This is a genomic window from Streptomyces sp. 8L (assembly GCF_020176795.1).
In the GTDB taxonomy this organism is placed as follows: Bacteria; Actinomycetota; Actinomycetes; order Streptomycetales; family Streptomycetaceae; genus Streptomyces.
In genome coordinates this window covers 1-13,867 of record NZ_JAIUKE010000090.1, presented here as the reverse complement: position 1 = coordinate 13,867, position 13,867 = coordinate 1, and the positions used below count along the sequence as shown (strand labels likewise).

General features: G+C 71.2%; 11 protein-coding genes. 3 read left to right on the top strand and 8 right to left on the bottom strand.

Features of this window, described 5'->3' with window-relative positions:
- Nucleotides 1–231 precede the first annotated feature (231 nt).
- The 5 genes from LCE31_RS09600 to LCE31_RS09580 all read right to left on the bottom strand — a co-directional run bounded on the left by LCE31_RS09600 (nucleotide 232) and on the right by LCE31_RS09580 (nucleotide 5,880).
- Nucleotides 232–789: a DUF4232 domain-containing protein gene (locus LCE31_RS09600; protein ID WP_225013689.1), complete on the bottom strand. Its 558-nt coding sequence runs from the start codon at nucleotides 787–789 to the stop codon at nucleotides 232–234.
- Between the two features lie 183 nt (nucleotides 790–972).
- Nucleotides 973–1,743 carry a G1 family glutamic endopeptidase gene (locus tag LCE31_RS09595; protein WP_225013687.1) on the bottom strand — a complete coding sequence of 257 codons (771 nt, stop codon included), beginning with the start codon at nucleotides 1,741–1,743 and terminating at the stop codon, nucleotides 973–975.
- Between the two features lie 459 nt (nucleotides 1,744–2,202).
- Nucleotides 2,203–3,267, bottom strand: a complete 1,065-nt coding sequence (locus LCE31_RS09590) for a PP2C family protein-serine/threonine phosphatase (RefSeq protein ID WP_225013686.1) — start codon at nucleotides 3,265–3,267, stop codon at nucleotides 2,203–2,205.
- A gap of 210 nt (nucleotides 3,268–3,477) precedes the next feature.
- A complete protein-coding gene (locus LCE31_RS09585) occupies nucleotides 3,478–4,710 on the bottom strand; it encodes an IS30 family transposase (RefSeq protein ID WP_225013684.1) in 1,233 nt (410 codons plus the stop codon).
- Between the two features lie 207 nt (nucleotides 4,711–4,917).
- A complete protein-coding gene (locus LCE31_RS09580; RefSeq protein WP_225013682.1) occupies nucleotides 4,918–5,880 on the bottom strand; it encodes an amidohydrolase family protein in 963 nt (320 codons plus the stop codon).
- A gap of 77 nt (nucleotides 5,881–5,957) precedes the next feature.
- Here LCE31_RS09580 and LCE31_RS09575 point away from each other — a divergent pair, with 77 nt between their 5' ends.
- Complete coding sequence (locus LCE31_RS09575) at nucleotides 5,958–6,572, top strand: TetR/AcrR family transcriptional regulator (RefSeq protein ID WP_225013680.1); 615 nt, start codon at nucleotides 5,958–5,960, stop codon at nucleotides 6,570–6,572.
- 52 nt (nucleotides 6,573–6,624) lie between these two features.
- On the opposite strand, the gene LCE31_RS09570 is transcribed toward LCE31_RS09575, so the two are convergent.
- Nucleotides 6,625–7,965 carry an outer membrane protein assembly factor BamB family protein gene (locus tag LCE31_RS09570; protein WP_225013679.1) on the bottom strand — a complete coding sequence of 447 codons (1,341 nt, stop codon included), beginning with the start codon at nucleotides 7,963–7,965 and terminating at the stop codon, nucleotides 6,625–6,627.
- 591 nt (nucleotides 7,966–8,556) lie between these two features.
- Between LCE31_RS09570 and LCE31_RS09565 the strand changes: the two genes are divergently transcribed.
- Nucleotides 8,557–9,171 (top strand): GPP34 family phosphoprotein, encoded by a 615-nt coding sequence (locus LCE31_RS09565; RefSeq protein WP_225013677.1) that lies wholly within the window; start codon nucleotides 8,557–8,559, stop codon nucleotides 9,169–9,171.
- A gap of 148 nt (nucleotides 9,172–9,319) precedes the next feature.
- Complete coding sequence (locus LCE31_RS09560; RefSeq protein WP_225013676.1) at nucleotides 9,320–9,820, top strand: Sua5/YciO/YrdC/YwlC family protein; 501 nt, start codon at nucleotides 9,320–9,322, stop codon at nucleotides 9,818–9,820.
- A 67-nt stretch (nucleotides 9,821–9,887) separates the two neighbouring features.
- On the opposite strand, the gene LCE31_RS09555 is transcribed toward LCE31_RS09560, so the two are convergent.
- The gene (locus LCE31_RS09555) at nucleotides 9,888–12,650 is read right to left on the bottom strand and encodes a lectin (protein WP_225013675.1); all 2,763 of its coding nucleotides are present in this window, start codon (nucleotides 12,648–12,650) and stop codon (nucleotides 9,888–9,890) included.
- A 787-nt stretch (nucleotides 12,651–13,437) separates the two neighbouring features.
- Nucleotides 13,438–13,842 (bottom strand): MerR family transcriptional regulator, encoded by a 405-nt coding sequence (locus LCE31_RS09550; RefSeq protein ID WP_225013691.1) that lies wholly within the window; start codon nucleotides 13,840–13,842, stop codon nucleotides 13,438–13,440.
- Nucleotides 13,843–13,867: the final 25 nt, after the last annotated feature.

The following is a 13,867-nucleotide window of genomic DNA, read 5'->3' as shown; positions in this document are numbered from 1 at the left end:
CCCCCCCCGCCGGCCCCCCCGGGGCCCCGGCCCCGCCCCCCCCCCGCGCCCCGCCCCCCCCCCCCCCCCGCCCCCGCCCCCCCGCCCCGGGGGGGGGCGCGCGGGGGCCGTTCGAGGCAGGCAGGTCAGCGGCTCGGCCGCCGGCCTGTCAGCCGTCCAACTGCCGGTTGTCCGCTTGCCCAGCCGTCAGCCGTCAGCCGTCAATCGGAGGCGTGGAGGCCTGGGAGCCGTTCAGCCGTTCAGCGGGACCGTGCTGGCGACCGCCGTGGCGTCCAGGTCACCGTTGTCGACCCACTCGTCGAACTTCAGGGTCTTGTGCGCCGTGGACGCGGGCGGCGTGACCTCCAGGTACGCGGCGTGCTGAGCGCCGGAGGTACCGGTGTTCGCGTGTGTCCACGCTATGACCGCCTCGGCCGTCTGGCCGGGCTTCAGGTCCACCACCTTCTTGCCGGGGTTCTTCGCGTACCAGGTGCTGCCCCAGGTCACCTTGGAGGAGAGCACCTTGTGCTGCGCGTTCTCCAGGCCGAGGCCCGGGTAGCCCAGCAGCGCGCAGGTCGCGCTGCCGGTGTTCTTGAACTGGACCACGGCACCCTGGTGGTTCATGCCCCCGGCCAGGGGGCTGTGCAGAGACACCTGGAGGCCGGACGCGGAGCATGTCGCGACCTTCGCCGTGTGCGCCGTGGCGGGTGCTGCCTGTGCGACTCCCACCGCCGCCGTGCCCGCCAGCGCAACGCCGGCCAGTGCCACGGTCACTGTCCTGCCCTTGCCCCACCGCTGGTTCTTCGCCATGTCGTTCACCTTTCGTTGAAGCCTTACACGGAGTCCGATGCGGGGCTTCGAAGAAAAGTTCACACGTTCGGGGTATTTCTTTTTGGCGCGCCATGGCTGCGGGGGACTGGCTTGAGCGGGCTGGTGCCGCCGGTGGTTCCTCCGCGCCCCGCGCGTGGCGCGGAGGAACCGGGCGAGCGTGGCTCAGCTGTGGTTCCAGGCCACGCTGAAGTTCTCGTTGCCCGAGAGGGACGAGGTGGTCGCCTTGCGGGTGCTTCCCGACGCCATGTTCATCTGGTCGGGGCTGAACGAGCCGATGGGCTGGCCGTTGGCGGTCGCCCCGGTGAAGGAGGCGGTGCCGAAGTTGGACAGCGGCAGCACCCCGGTGGAGCTGGAGGGTGCCTCGGCGATGATCTCGGCGGACGCCAGCGACGCCGTGGTCGACTTCTTCGTCGTGGTGTGCGTCCAGCCGCGGGTGGTGTCCGCCAGCTTCAGCGTGAAGGTGCCGCTTCCGTCCGTGCTGACGGTGGACGTGAAGTGGTCGCCGGGCTTCACGGTGTCGGAGTAGTTGACGGGGTACGCCGGGTACATCTCGTACCACGATGAGTAGACGGGGGAGCCGCCCGAGCAGTCCGCCTCGGTGCCGGTCTGCTCCACCGACTGGCTGCCGTCGCCGTCGATGCCCACCCAGAAGGACGAGTACGTCGTCGCACTGGTACAGGTCACGGTGGGCTGGACCCAGCTCGCGGAGACGCTGGTGAATCTCGAACCGGTGGCGCTGTACCCGGCCCAGTTGGTGCTGTCGCTGTGCCGTATGCCGGTCGCGGGGCCCACGATGCGGTGACCCTGGACCGGGACCATCCGCGCCGTGGGCGCGGGCGCGGCGAACGCCTGCGGCAGGGAGACGGCGGTGGAGGCGAGAACGGCCGCCGCGACCGCCGAGAGGGTGGCGACGGTGCGCCTGGTTGTCGACATGCTGCTGCCCCTTCTTCGTGGGGTTGAGGGCAACGCGCGGCGAGCCCCCGGGAGGCCGGGCGCCCGCTCTATGCGCGTTGACATGATTGACGCTGCGCAGTCAATCGCTCGGATGTCGTGGACGGGTCAAATGGAGAGTAAAGCTCCGGCCAATGAAGGCGAAGGGTTCACCATGAGGCGCCGTCAAATCCCAGGCAAAACAAGCAAATCACCGGAGAAAGGCCCGTTGCGGCGACGGGAGGCGTCCTTATGTCCCGTCAACGCCTCGTGCGTACAGAGGAGATCACCCCGGCCCGGTGCTCGCCGGGCACCCCGCCCCGGAGCCAGGTCGGCCGCCGCGCATTCCGTTGCCGTGGCAACCCCCTCGGCAAGGCCCGCGTGCACGCCGTCCTCATGCGCCGTGACCGATGCCGTCATTTCCGGGGCGAGGGCGTCGCAGCACCTCTGCGCGCCGAGACCTCAGCGGCCGGGGCGGTGGTGCAGGGCCAGGAGCGCCTGGTCGTCGTGGACCCGCCCCCGGGTGTAGCGGGTGACGTCGTGCAGCAGCAGGTCGAGGAGCGTCCCGGGCGTGGGGACCCCGCCGGTGGAGCCGCGCTGACGGCTCCACAGGTATTCCAGCCGGCTCCCGGGATCGTAGAAGACGCCCTCGCGGTTGCGCGCCTCCGTGCAGCCGTCGGTCAGGAGCACCAGCGTCGAACCGGGCGGGAAGGCGAAGACGTCGACCGGGGCGTCCCACCGGCCCAGACTCATCATGCCGAGCGGAGGCGCCTCCCGGGACGGCACGAGGGCCCTGGCCCGGCCGTCCTCGTTCAGCAGCACCGGGGCCGGGTGGCCGCGGTTGACGATCCGGACCTCACCCAGATCCGGGCTGAACTCGGCGAGCAGCGCGGTGGTGAACCCCTCGGACTCCTCCTCGCCGTGGCGGCGCAGCCCCTCCCGCAGCAGCGCCTCGTCCAGGGCCTGTGCGAGGGCGGACAGCTCGGCGGTCTGGTCGGCGGCGAAGCGGAACGCGCCGATGTCGACGCTCACGGCCGACACCGCGTCCAGGCCCTTCCCCCGTACGTCCCCGATCATCGCGCGGACACCGTACGGGGTCCGCTGGACGACATAGAGGTCCCCGCCGATGAGCGCCTCCTGGTCGGCGGGGGTGTAGCGGGCGGCGATGTGCAGGGCCCCGAGATGCTCGGGCGGGGTGGGCAGCACCGCCTTCTGGGCCACGGCCGCGGTGTGCCGGGCGTGGCGTGTGGTGGTGTGCTGTGCGCGCAGCGCCCGGTTCAGCGTGACCGCGAGGGCCGTCACCGCGGCCAGCGCGATCTGGTTGGCGAGTCCGCGCTGCCACCCGAAGGTCCCCTCGACGTCCGCCAGCACCGCGTGCACCGCCATCGCCACCAACCCCACCGCGGTGACGGCCCACGGGCCCAGCGTCGTCACCGCGGCGACCGGTGCCACGGCCAGCAGCGAAGCCGATGCCACCGGCGTGTAGAGATCCGCCAGGACCGCCACCACGATGACGACACCCGGCACCGCGGCCCCTGCCCATCGACGCGCTCTCGTTCTCACCCCGCTCACTCTGCCTTCCAAGGCCGCCCCGTCGCGGGTATGCCGCCGGTGTTTCGCGCGCCCGGGCAAGCCGCGCCCATCGCCGCGGTGTCACCGAGGACCGCCGTCCGGGTGAACACCGAAGAGCCCACGCCCCGGCACGGCGAATTCGAGAGGTCGTCGCAACACAGTTGATCAACTGGTTGGTGTGAGGAGCTTAGCGAGGCGCTCGGCTGGGGTCTCCCAGCCGAGCGTTTTGCGTGGGCGGCTGTTGAGTTCGGCTGCGACCTCGTCCAGCTCTTGGCGGGTGTAGCGAGCCAGGTCGGTGCCCTTGGGGAAGTACTGTCGCAGCAGGCCATTGGTGTTCTCGTTCGAGCCGCGCTGCCAGGGGCTTCCGGGGTCGCAAAAGTAGACGGGCATGTCGGTGGCGACGCTGAACTGCTTGTGCATGGCCATCTCGGAGCCCTGGTCCCAGGTGAGGGTTCGCCTGAGCTGCGCCGGAAGGGTACCGACCGTTTCGATGAGAGCGTCGCGCATCTCGGATGGCCGTCGGCCGTTGGGCAGGTGGACCAGGGTGACGAAGCGGCTAGAGCGTTCGACGAGAGTTCCGATGGCGGACTTGTTGGCCATGCCGATGATGAGGTCGCCCTCCCAGTGGCCCGGGATCGCGCGGTCTGCCGCTTCGGCCGGCCGGTCGCTGATCATCACCATGTCCTTCGACATGCGGGGCTGGCGCTTGAAGGACTGCCGGTGGGGCCGACGCATGGTTCTGCCAGTCCGTAGGGACCGAGCCAGTTCGCGGCGGAGTTCACCGCGGCCCTGGACGTAAAGGGCCTGGTAGATCGTCTCGTGGGTCACGCGCATCTCCAGGTCGTCGGGGAAGTCCCGGCGGAGCTGGTGGGCTATCTGCTCGGGGCTCCAGCGTCGTTCCAGATGCTCCTGAACGTAGTCCCGCAGCCGTGGGCACCGGTCGATCTTGCCGGGCTTGGGACGGGGGCGACGGGCGGCCGCGCGGGACTCGGCGACGTAGGGCCGGTAGGTCCACTCGGTGCCTCGCCAGAGCGCGCCGTTGCGGCGTATCTCCCGGCTGACCGTGGAGGGGCTGCGGCCCAGCTCCGCGGCGATCGTGCGGATAGACGCCTTCTCCCGCAGCCGATCCGCGATGTGTATGCGCTCTCGCTCGCTGAGGTAGCGGCCGGACGAAACAGTGACGGCCGCCCGCTGCGAACGAACGGGCGGCGCGACTCTGCCGCTGTTGAGCAGGCGACCGTTGCGCCACCCGCGAGCGGTTCGCGGGTGGACGCCTACACGCTTGGCTGCCTCTGCATTGCTGTATCCCTGCTGCACGAGCCGGAAGTATTCCCCTCGCTCAGCGTGCAGCCTCTTGCGCCCCTGCGGTCTCCGGTCCTTCCGAGCTTCGAACTCCATCGCATCCCCTGAACTGGGGTGTTGCGACGACCACTAGAACCAACGCACCGGGGAGGGCGATCGACCTGGCCGCACGCGTCCTCGGCCGCAGCACCGCACACTCCGCCCCGTAGCACCGCGGGCGTACGCGTCTCACACCCGCCCTGCTCCGTAACACCGCGGGAGGGTGCGCCGCGCCGGGTTCTGATCACCGCGGCCGCTGCGGCCTCAGCCTTCGAGCGACGGCAGGAGCCGCAGTGCGTTGCGGGTGGTCAGGGCGCGCCAGGTGTCGCCCTCGGGCTGCGCCGCCGCGTCCACCGACGCGATCTGGGCCGCGGCGCCCGCGGCCGGCGTCCAGCAGTAGTCGCTGCCGTACACGAGCCGCTGGTCGCCGAACGCCTTGACCAGGGCCGGGACTTGGTTGGGAAAGGGGGTGCCTGCCATGTCGAACCACAGGCCGCGCAACTGGTCCTGGACGCTCGGCCCGCTCTCTTCCGCGCCCTGGAAGAACGCCTGGAACAGCGCGATACGGTCCGCGAGGAGCGGCAGGGCGCCACCGCCGTGCGTGAAGACCCACTGGATGCGCGGATAGCGGGTCAGCACACCGTTGAGGAGGAGGTCGCCGGCCGCCCGGGCGGAATCGAAGATGAACTCCATCATGGGGCGCGGACGGTCCGGCGAGACCGCCTCCCAGTTCGGCGGGGACGTCGGGTGTACGAACACCGGAGCCCCGCGCCGGTCGAGTTCGGCCCACACGGGGTCGAACTGCCCGTCCCCGAGGTACGCGCCGTGTGCGTTGGTCTCGACGGTCACGCCGTCACTGCCCAACTCGTCGAACGCGTAGGCGAGTTCTGTCAGGGAGCCACTCACGTCGGGCAGGGGCAGCGAGGCGAAGTGCCCGAACCTGCCCGGATGCCGGTGCCGCAGGCGGGCGCCGAACTCGTTGACCTCGCGCGAGAGCTCCCGGGCCGCGCGGTCGTCGCCGAAATGCGTGCCGGGCGACGAAATCGAGAGGACCGAGGTCCGGATGCCGCCCTCGTCCATCAGCCTCAGGTGGTCCTGCGCGGACCAGGCGGGATAGCCGCCCATCCCGTCCGGGCGCACGACGCCCGCGGCTCTGGCGGCCTCGATGTAGGACTCGGTGACGAAGTGCGCGTGGACGTCGATCAGCTGTTCGGGTCCGGTGGTCATGCCGCTCAGGTTACAGGACAGGTCGTCCCGTACAGTACAGGTTGTCCCGTAGGTGGGTCGGACCTAGGGTGAGGGCCATGGACCCGCGCATGGACCGCACCCGGCGACACGTCCTGGACTGCGCGCGAGAGCTGCTCATCGAAAGCGGCGCGGAGCACGTGACGTTCTCCGGCGTCGCCCGTCGCGCACGGGTCTCACGCAACACGCTCTACCGGCACTGGCCCACCCGGGAGCAACTGCTCGTGGACGTCATCCTGCGGCACTACCGCAGGGAGGGGCTGACTGAAGAGGGGCTGATCGAGGACGGGCCGACCGAGGACGGGCGATCCGAAGTGGCAGCCCCCGTCTCTCTCGGCCACTTCCTGTACTCGCTGCGCGACAGCCTCGAATCCCCTGGGGCGCGCTCCACGCTGACCGCTCTGATCGCGCAGGCCGAGCACGACGCCGTCAGCGAAGGAGTCCTCCGCCGCGTCGCGGACCTGCGCCAGCGTGGCCTCGGGACACTGGCAGGGCCCCTGAGCGACGCGGCGTTCGCCAGGATCGTGGGCCCGCTGTTCTTCCAGGCGGTCATCGCGCGCCGCCCCCTCGACGACACGTTCATGGCCGAGATCCTGGCCGCGCTCCAGGCAGAACGGGGCCAGGAGCCCGCCCGGCCCCGGGCGGAGCGGCCGACGGCGCCCGGCCCCGGATGATCCGACGGCAGAGGGCGCATATGATCCGCCCGCCCGTACGCCGCCGCCGGGCTCAGGGGGACGGAACCGAGCGCAACGCCCCCACCCTGGTGGACTGGACGAGCAGGTGCCCGGCGCCCCCACCCGGAACGACCACCGACGGGTACCTGCTGAAGTCCGTGTCCGGGTACGCGGGTGAGAAGCGGGGAGCGGCGGCACCCGTTCCCTTGGGCCCGGCCCGCAGGTCGACGCTGATCAGCCGTCCTCCGGACGTGTCGTAGCTCGGCGTGAAGGTGGTGAACCTGCCACCGTCCAGGGCTCCTTGGCCGGTCGTGGTGTGGTAGCTCCACAGGACCGCACCGCTGCCCAGATCGAAGGCCGACCAGTCGCCGGCACTGGAATCCTCCGCGCCCTCCTCGTACAGGACCAGCACGCCGTCCGAGAACACACCGTCCACCGGCTTCATCCCGCTGTCCCGCAGCGTGCGCAGCGGCCGGAGGGTGGCGGGGTCGAGGCGCACGACGGGCGGGAAGGTGTCGGAGGCGGAGAACCGGCTTCCGGTACACACCAGGTAACCGGCGCCCGAGAGGAGCTGCGGGCAGTCCGTACCGCCGGGACTGGTGGCCACGACCCTCCCGGTACGGGCGTCCCTGGCGGTCACCGCCGATCCGTCGGTGGTGTAGACCCGGCCGCCGATCACGCGCGGCGGGGCGGTCGCGTCGGCGTGGACGCTCTTGTGCCACAGCGCGGTGCCGTCGGTGGTGCGGTACGCATCGAGTGTGACCGTGCGTGTGTCGCCGGGAGGACCGGTCGTCGTGTCGAGCGCGTACACGGCGCCCCCGCCCTCCGCGAGGGCGGCATACGCGCGCCCCGGGGTCAGCCGGTGACTCCAGGCGCTCGATCCCGTCCGCAGATCCGCCGCGTGCAGGGTGTCCGCGCCCGCGGCCACGGCGCGTCCGTCCGGCACCGCGAGCACCAGACCCACGTTCCTCCCCGCGGCAAGGGAGGGGATCTGCCAGGTCACGGCGCCGGTGGCTCGGGAGCGCCCGGTGAGCCCGTCGGCGCCGACACCGCACACGACTTGCCGGGTGGTGGCATCGCAGGTACCGGAGGCCTCAGGCCCGGAGAGCTTGCGGGTCCAGGACCGCCACGGGCCGGTGACCGGGGTCGCGGCGAAGGAGGCCCTGGCGGAATCCGTGGCAGCGGCACGGCCGGGGCCCCCGCCCCCTGACCGGGCGGCGGAAGGCACCGGGTGCGCGGAGGCGCCGGAATCCGCGGCCGGGTGCGAGCAGCCGAACGCCCCGAGGCCCAGACCCGCGCAGAGCGCCGCAGCGAGCACGGCCGTACGGGCCGTCCGCAGCGCGGGCGCCACCGGCCGTGCCTCGGACCGTCTCCCGTTCCCCACCTGACGCATCTGCGAACCCCGTCTCTCGGCTGGGCAGTTGACCCATGCTGCCAGAAGGCCCGGGAGGAGGGCCCGGTTCCGCCCTGCCGCAGACGGCCGGGTGCCGGCGGCCGAGCGGAAGCGGAAGGAGGACGAAGAGCGTGGGGGACGCGGACGTGCGGGAGACGGAGACCTTCGTAGGACGGGGGCGCGGGAGACGCAGACGCGCGGCGGGCGGAGGCGTGCGGGAGACGACGACGTGCGGGAGTGGAGGTGTGCGGGAGATGGAGACGTGCGGCGACGGAAGACGCCGCCGTGCGCGGCCAGGGGGCCGTCGCGAACCGGAGGCCGCGGGCTCCGAAGAGGGTGGCCGGTGGCTGCCACGGGCTGTGACCGCGGGCTTCCGGCCCGGGAGAGACGGGGGAACCGCAGGCCACCGGCCCGCCCCGGACGCCGTCGCCCCACGACGTGCGGCACGGGCGGATATAGCATGAAAGGCGAGGGAACGAGGACGCTCCGGTCCCGCGCGCGGGGCGGCGGCGCCCGGCCGGGAACGACCGGCCTCCGGCGTACCGCGCACGACCGTCTCGGGGGCCGCCGAACGCGCCGATGGAGTCGATCATGACCACACCGCGGGATCTCCTGCTCATCGCGATCGACTCGTCGCCGACGGGGCGCGTCGAGTCCGGTGAGCTGTCGCTCGCCCTCGCCGGGGCCGAACTGCTCGACCTCCTGGCGGCCGGAGCCGCCACCCTGGACGAAGGGAACCGGATCGTCCCGGGGCCCGCACACGGCCTGCCCGGCCCTCTCGACGACGCGGCCTCCGCGCTCGTGCGGCGGAGCCCGTACGAGTCGGTCGCCGAGTGGCTCTGGCGCAGGGGCCGCGACCTGTCCGCACACTACCTCGATGCCCTGGAGAGGGAGGGACTGCTGGTACGGCAGCGCAGGCGGTGGCCATTCCTCACACCCGGCCGCAGAACCCTGGTGGACTCGCGGGACCGGACCTCGGCGCGGGCGCGCTGGACATCGGGCGATCCCGTCCTCGCCTTCCTCGCGCAGGACGCGGGCATCTCCGCAGAACCGCCCCGGGCCGACAGCCCGCCCGCCTTCGGCACGGCCGAGACGTCCGTGTTCGCCGCCCTCGACGGCGCGTCGGCCGAGCTCGCGGCGGAACGGGGCAGGCGGGGCGCCAGACTTGAGGAGGCCGCGGCCGAGAACCGCAGGCGGGGCTACTGACCCGGTGATCCGGTGGGGCGGGCCCTCCGGTAGGAGTGGCCCCTGCGCCTCGACGCCGTGCGAGCACGCCGACCGGCAGGACCGAGGCCCCCGGGGGCGCCGCCCGCCGGTCCCCGGGAGATCGCTGGCCGGCCCGTAAGCTCGGAAGATGGCCAGGTATTTTGACGTACATCCGGACAACCCCCAGCCCCGCGTCATCAGCGGTGTGGCGGACAGCCTCCGCTCGGAGGCGCTCGTCGCGTATCCCACGGACTCCTGCTACGCCCTCGGATGCCGCCTCGGCAGCCGCGACGGCATCGACCGCATCCGGTCGATCAGGAAGCTCGACGACCGCCACCACTTCACCCTCGTCTGCCAGAACTTCGCACAACTCGGCCAGTTCGTGCAGATCGACAACGATGTGTTCCGGGCGATCAAGGCGGCGACGCCGGGCAGGTACACCTTCATCCTGCCCGCGACGAAAGAGGTCCCGCGCCGGCTGCTGCACCCGAAGAAGAAGACGGTCGGCGTACGCATCCCCGACCACGTCGTGGACGTCGTCCTCGACTCGGGTGACTGCGGGACCGAGCCGACCACGGTCATCGACTTCTCCGGCGGCGAGGCGGAAATCGTCCGCAGCGGCGCGGGCGACACCTCCCGCTTCGTATAGCCCCTGAAGGTCCGGGGCCCACCGCGACGGTGCCGCCCGCGCGGGCGGCACCGTCAGGAGCGGTGTGTCAGGACGGCAGGTTCCACTTCTGCGCGGCGCTGCCGTTGCAGGTGTAGATCTGCAGTTGCGTCCCCTCTGTCGTCGAGGAGTTCGGATCGTCGAGGCAGAGCTTCGACTCAGGGTTGACGAGAGACCCGTTGGCGCCCGCGGTCCACTGCTGCGCGCCCGAGCCGTTGCAGTTCCACAGCTGGACCGGCGTCCCGTTGCTGGTGCCGCTGTTCGACACGTCCAGGCACTTGCCGAGGGTGCGCAGGGTGCCGTCGGCCGCGACCGTCCAGTCCTGGGCCGCGGTGTTGTCACAGCCCCACAGCTGCACATGGCTGCCGTCGGTCGTCGAGGAGCCCTGGTCGTCCACGCACAGCGAGGCGGAGACACCCGCGGAGACAGGACCGACGCGCGGCTTGGCCGGGGTCCCGAGGCTGCCGTTGTACGACGGCGGCGCCGCCGAAGTCCCCGCCGCCCACGAGGTGTTCGCGCTGGTCCCCAGCGTGTAGCTGAGGGTGCCGCCGTCGGTCACCGCCGAGGTGGGAGCGTACGCGTTGTTCCACGCCGCGCCGTTCCACGAGGCCGACTGCACGTAGGGCGCGTTGTCCGCGGCGCCGTTCCCGTTGATCGTCAGGGTCTTGCCCGACGGCAGCGTGACCACGGCCTGGGTGAACATCGGCGAGCCGAGGGCCAGGTCCGAGGTGCCCGGCGTCATCGGGTACATCCCGAGCGCCGACCACACGTACCAGGAACTCATCGCACCGAGGTCGTCGTTGCCGTCCGCGAGACCGGCCGGTGTGTTCGTCCAGATCTGGTCCTGGATCTTCCGGACCGTCGCCTGCGTCTGGTACGGCTCACCCGTGTAGTCGTACTCCCAGGGGAGTTCGATGCTGGGCTCGTTGCCGACCCACGCGTAGCCGTTGGCCCCGGTGTAGCTGCGCAGGGTGGTGTCCAGGTAATGGTTCATCGCGGTGCTGCCGCCCTTGGCCGCGGCGAGCCCCGCGACGTCGAACGGCACCATCCCGGTGTAGATCCACGAGTCGGCCTCGACCATGTCGTTGCCGCTGGTGGGGTCGAAGCCACCGACCCACGTGCCGTCCGCGTTGCGCGGCTGCACGAACCCGGAGGCCGGGTTCAGTACCTTGCGCCAGTTCTGGGCGCGGTCCGCGTACGTCTTCTGGTCGGTGCTGTCCCCGAGCGCCCCGGCGAACGCCGACAGCGCGAAGTCCGCCGTGTTGTACTCCAGCGTCGTGGACACGGGGCCGTAGAAGTTGCAGCAGCCGTAACTGCCGTCGTGCGGCATGTAGCCGGGGTTGTTCAGGTAGTTCAGGCCCGGCCGGTCGTTGTTGGCCGTGCTCGCCTCGGCGACCATGTCCTTCAGCGCGGTGGACGTGTCGAAGCCCGTCGCGCCGAACGCGTGGAAGTCGGCGAGGATGGCCGCGCCGGGGTCACCGACCATCACATAGCTCTCGCCGTTGTTCTCCGACCACTTGGGGAACGCGCCCGTCTGCGCGTAGTCGTCCACCATGGACTGCGCGGTGTCCGACGCGGCCTGCGGATCGACCAGCGCCTCCAACTGCGCCTGGGACCGATAGGTGTCCCAGCCCGAGTAGTTGCCGTACACGGCGCTGTGCCCCGAGTCGACGGTGTGGGTCTTGCCGTCGAAGCCGGGGTACTGGCCGTTGGTGTCGCTGATCACGTTGGGGTGCAGGAGGGAGTGGTAGAGCGCCGTGTAGAACTCCGTCTGCTGGTCGGCCGTGCCGCCCACCGTCTGGATCTTCCCCAGGCGCGCGTTCCAGGCGCTCGTGGCCGCGTCGCGCGTCGTGTCGAAGTTCCAGCCCGGGTTCTCCGCCGTACGGTTGGCGACCGCGTTGGCCGTCGAGACGTAGGAGATGCCCACCTTGGCCTGCACCACCTGGTGCGCGGTGGTGTCGAAGGTGACATGGGCGTTCGACGCCGCCGCGGCGGGCGCGGCCGTGGACTTCTGGGCGCCGGACTTCGGCATCGTGCCGTGCAGTTGGGGCTTGTTCGGCTTCTCCGGGGCGTTCTTGGACGCCCGCTTCGCCGGCGGCGCGGCCGGTGCGTCCTTCGCGGCGTTCGTGCCCTGCCCGGTGAACGGCTGGTCGAAGACCATGTCGAAGTAGACGGTGTACGAGTTGCCGGCGCCGCAGAACTTGCCGCTGGTCACCTGGCCGCTGACCTCGGTGCTGGAGACGGCGTTGAACTGCGTCCCGCTGGCGCCGTTCTGGCTGCCCGCGAGTTTGAAGACCAGGTTGGCCTGGTTCGTCGCGGGGAAAGTGAAGCGGGCCATGCCGCTGCGGGCGGTGGTGGTCAGCTCGGTGGTCACGTGATTGTCGAGCGCCACCTTGTACGAGCCGGCCGAAGCGGACTCGTTGCTGTGCGAGAACGAGTCCGTCGCCCCGGTGTTGACGGCGCCGACCGTCGGCAGAACCGGTATGTCCCCGGCGGCCCCGCACCCGGGCCCCGCGATGTGGGTGAGGCTGAAGCCGGTGATGGACGAGTCGTTGTACTCGTAGCCGCCGCCCGGGGGACGCGAGGGGGTGTCGGGGCTCCACTGCACCATGCCGAACGGAACGTCGGCACCGGGGAAGTCGTTGGCCTGGTTCGACGTTCCGATGAACGGGTTGACCAGCGCGGCGGGGGACGTCACCAGCTCCGGTTTGGCCGAGGCCAGAGCAGGGGTGCCGAGTCCGGCCGCGGCCAGCGCCGCGGTCGTCAGCACGCCCAGGACGGCGAGGCCGAACGGTCTTGACGATCGTGCCATTGCGAACCCTTCCTTGAGGGAGACAACGTTGTCAGAGGGGGTCGCGCACGGGGTTCGGGAGAAGCGTGGACAACGTTGTCGTACGAAGGTGGCGCGGTAGGGCCCGACGATCTGACCCCATGTGCAACTCCCTTACTGTCCAAGTGCGTTGACGCACCAATACGCATGGAGAGTGCCCGCCTGAATGTAGCCAGTCCGCATGGGCGCGTCAACGAATCGGACGGGCGGCGCCTCAGCCGTCGCCTCTGCGCCCTGCTGTCTCGGCGGCGCCCTCGCGGCGCAATCGTGCTGCCCGGGCAACGCCGTTGCGGTGCCCGCGCGTTGCGTCGGCGTGCGGGGCGGGCCCGGAGAGGACCTCCCTCGCTCCGGGTGGCCCTCGTGTATCCCTGTTCGAGTCGGGTGCTCCTCGTGTACCCCCCGGCGGCCGGTGAAGTGCCAGGTCGCCGAACCGACGGTGTACGCGGTCCCGTGCCGGGGCGTCCCAGCAGCCTCGCGGCCCACGTGACCGTACCGGGGCCCGCGTAGCCGGTGCGGGGCGCACAGACGGTCGCCGTCAGGTAGATGCGCCGTCGGCTTGAAGCCCTGAGCGGCGCCCGACGCCGACTTCACCCCGCTGCGTGAGCAGGATGAGGCCGAAGACCGGGGCGTGGCCGATGAGATGCGAGCCGACCGCCGCGGACAGCCATGGCGATGACGCCGGTAGAGCTCTGGACGTGCTCCTGGAGGACATCAACCCGTACGAGGTCTTCCGTCTCGCGACGGCGGGCGGATCGATCCGGGGTTCCTGTCAGCCTGCCTCGACAACGGCCGGTTGAGGCGACCTCGGTGTCCTGGAGCCCTCTGAGGGCGCGGCGGTGATGATGGTGTCGAGGATCGCACGCGACGCCTGGAGGTCTTCGATGACGTGGGTGATGCGCTCGCCCTCCCGACGCAGTTGGGCGAGCAGTTCCGGGCAGGCAGGCACGAGGCGCTCGTCGTCAGCCCGGACGCACGGCAGGACCCGGGCGATCAGAGCGGTCGGCAGCCCGGCCGCCAGCAGACAGCGAATGCGGCGCACTGTCTCGACGTCCGACTCCCCGTAGCTGCGGTAGCCGCTGGGCAGCCTGTCGGGCGTCAGGAGCCCTTGCTGTTCGTAGTAGCGCAGCAGCCGCTCATGGACTCCCGTACGCCGCACCATCTCCTTCATGCGCATGCCGCCCGCCCCCTTCCTGGTCCCC

Bases quoted from the DNA above. Each gene is read 5' to 3' on its own strand.
- LCE31_RS09565 (WP_225013677.1), top strand. From the start codon at position 8,557: ATGACCACACCGCGGGATCTCCTGCTCATCGCGATCGACTCGTCGCCG.
- LCE31_RS09560 (WP_225013676.1), top strand. From the start codon at position 9,320: ATGGCCAGGTATTTTGACGTACATCCGGACAACCCCCAGCCCCGCGTC.
- LCE31_RS09555 (WP_225013675.1), bottom strand. From the start codon at position 12,650: ATGGCACGATCGTCAAGACCGTTCGGCCTCGCCGTCCTGGGCGTGCTG.
- LCE31_RS09580 (WP_225013682.1), bottom strand. From the start codon at position 5,880: ATGACCACCGGACCCGAACAGCTGATCGACGTCCACGCGCACTTCGTC.
- LCE31_RS09600 (WP_225013689.1), bottom strand. From the start codon at position 789: ATGGCGAAGAACCAGCGGTGGGGCAAGGGCAGGACAGTGACCGTGGCA.
- LCE31_RS09570 (WP_225013679.1), bottom strand. From the start codon at position 7,965: ATGCGTCAGGTGGGGAACGGGAGACGGTCCGAGGCACGGCCGGTGGCG.
- LCE31_RS09550 (WP_225013691.1), bottom strand. From the start codon at position 13,842: ATGCGCATGAAGGAGATGGTGCGGCGTACGGGAGTCCATGAGCGGCTG.
- LCE31_RS09595 (WP_225013687.1), bottom strand. From the start codon at position 1,743: ATGTCGACAACCAGGCGCACCGTCGCCACCCTCTCGGCGGTCGCGGCG.
- LCE31_RS09575 (WP_225013680.1), top strand. From the start codon at position 5,958: ATGGACCCGCGCATGGACCGCACCCGGCGACACGTCCTGGACTGCGCG.
- LCE31_RS09585 (WP_225013684.1), bottom strand. From the start codon at position 4,710: ATGGAGTTCGAAGCTCGGAAGGACCGGAGACCGCAGGGGCGCAAGAGG.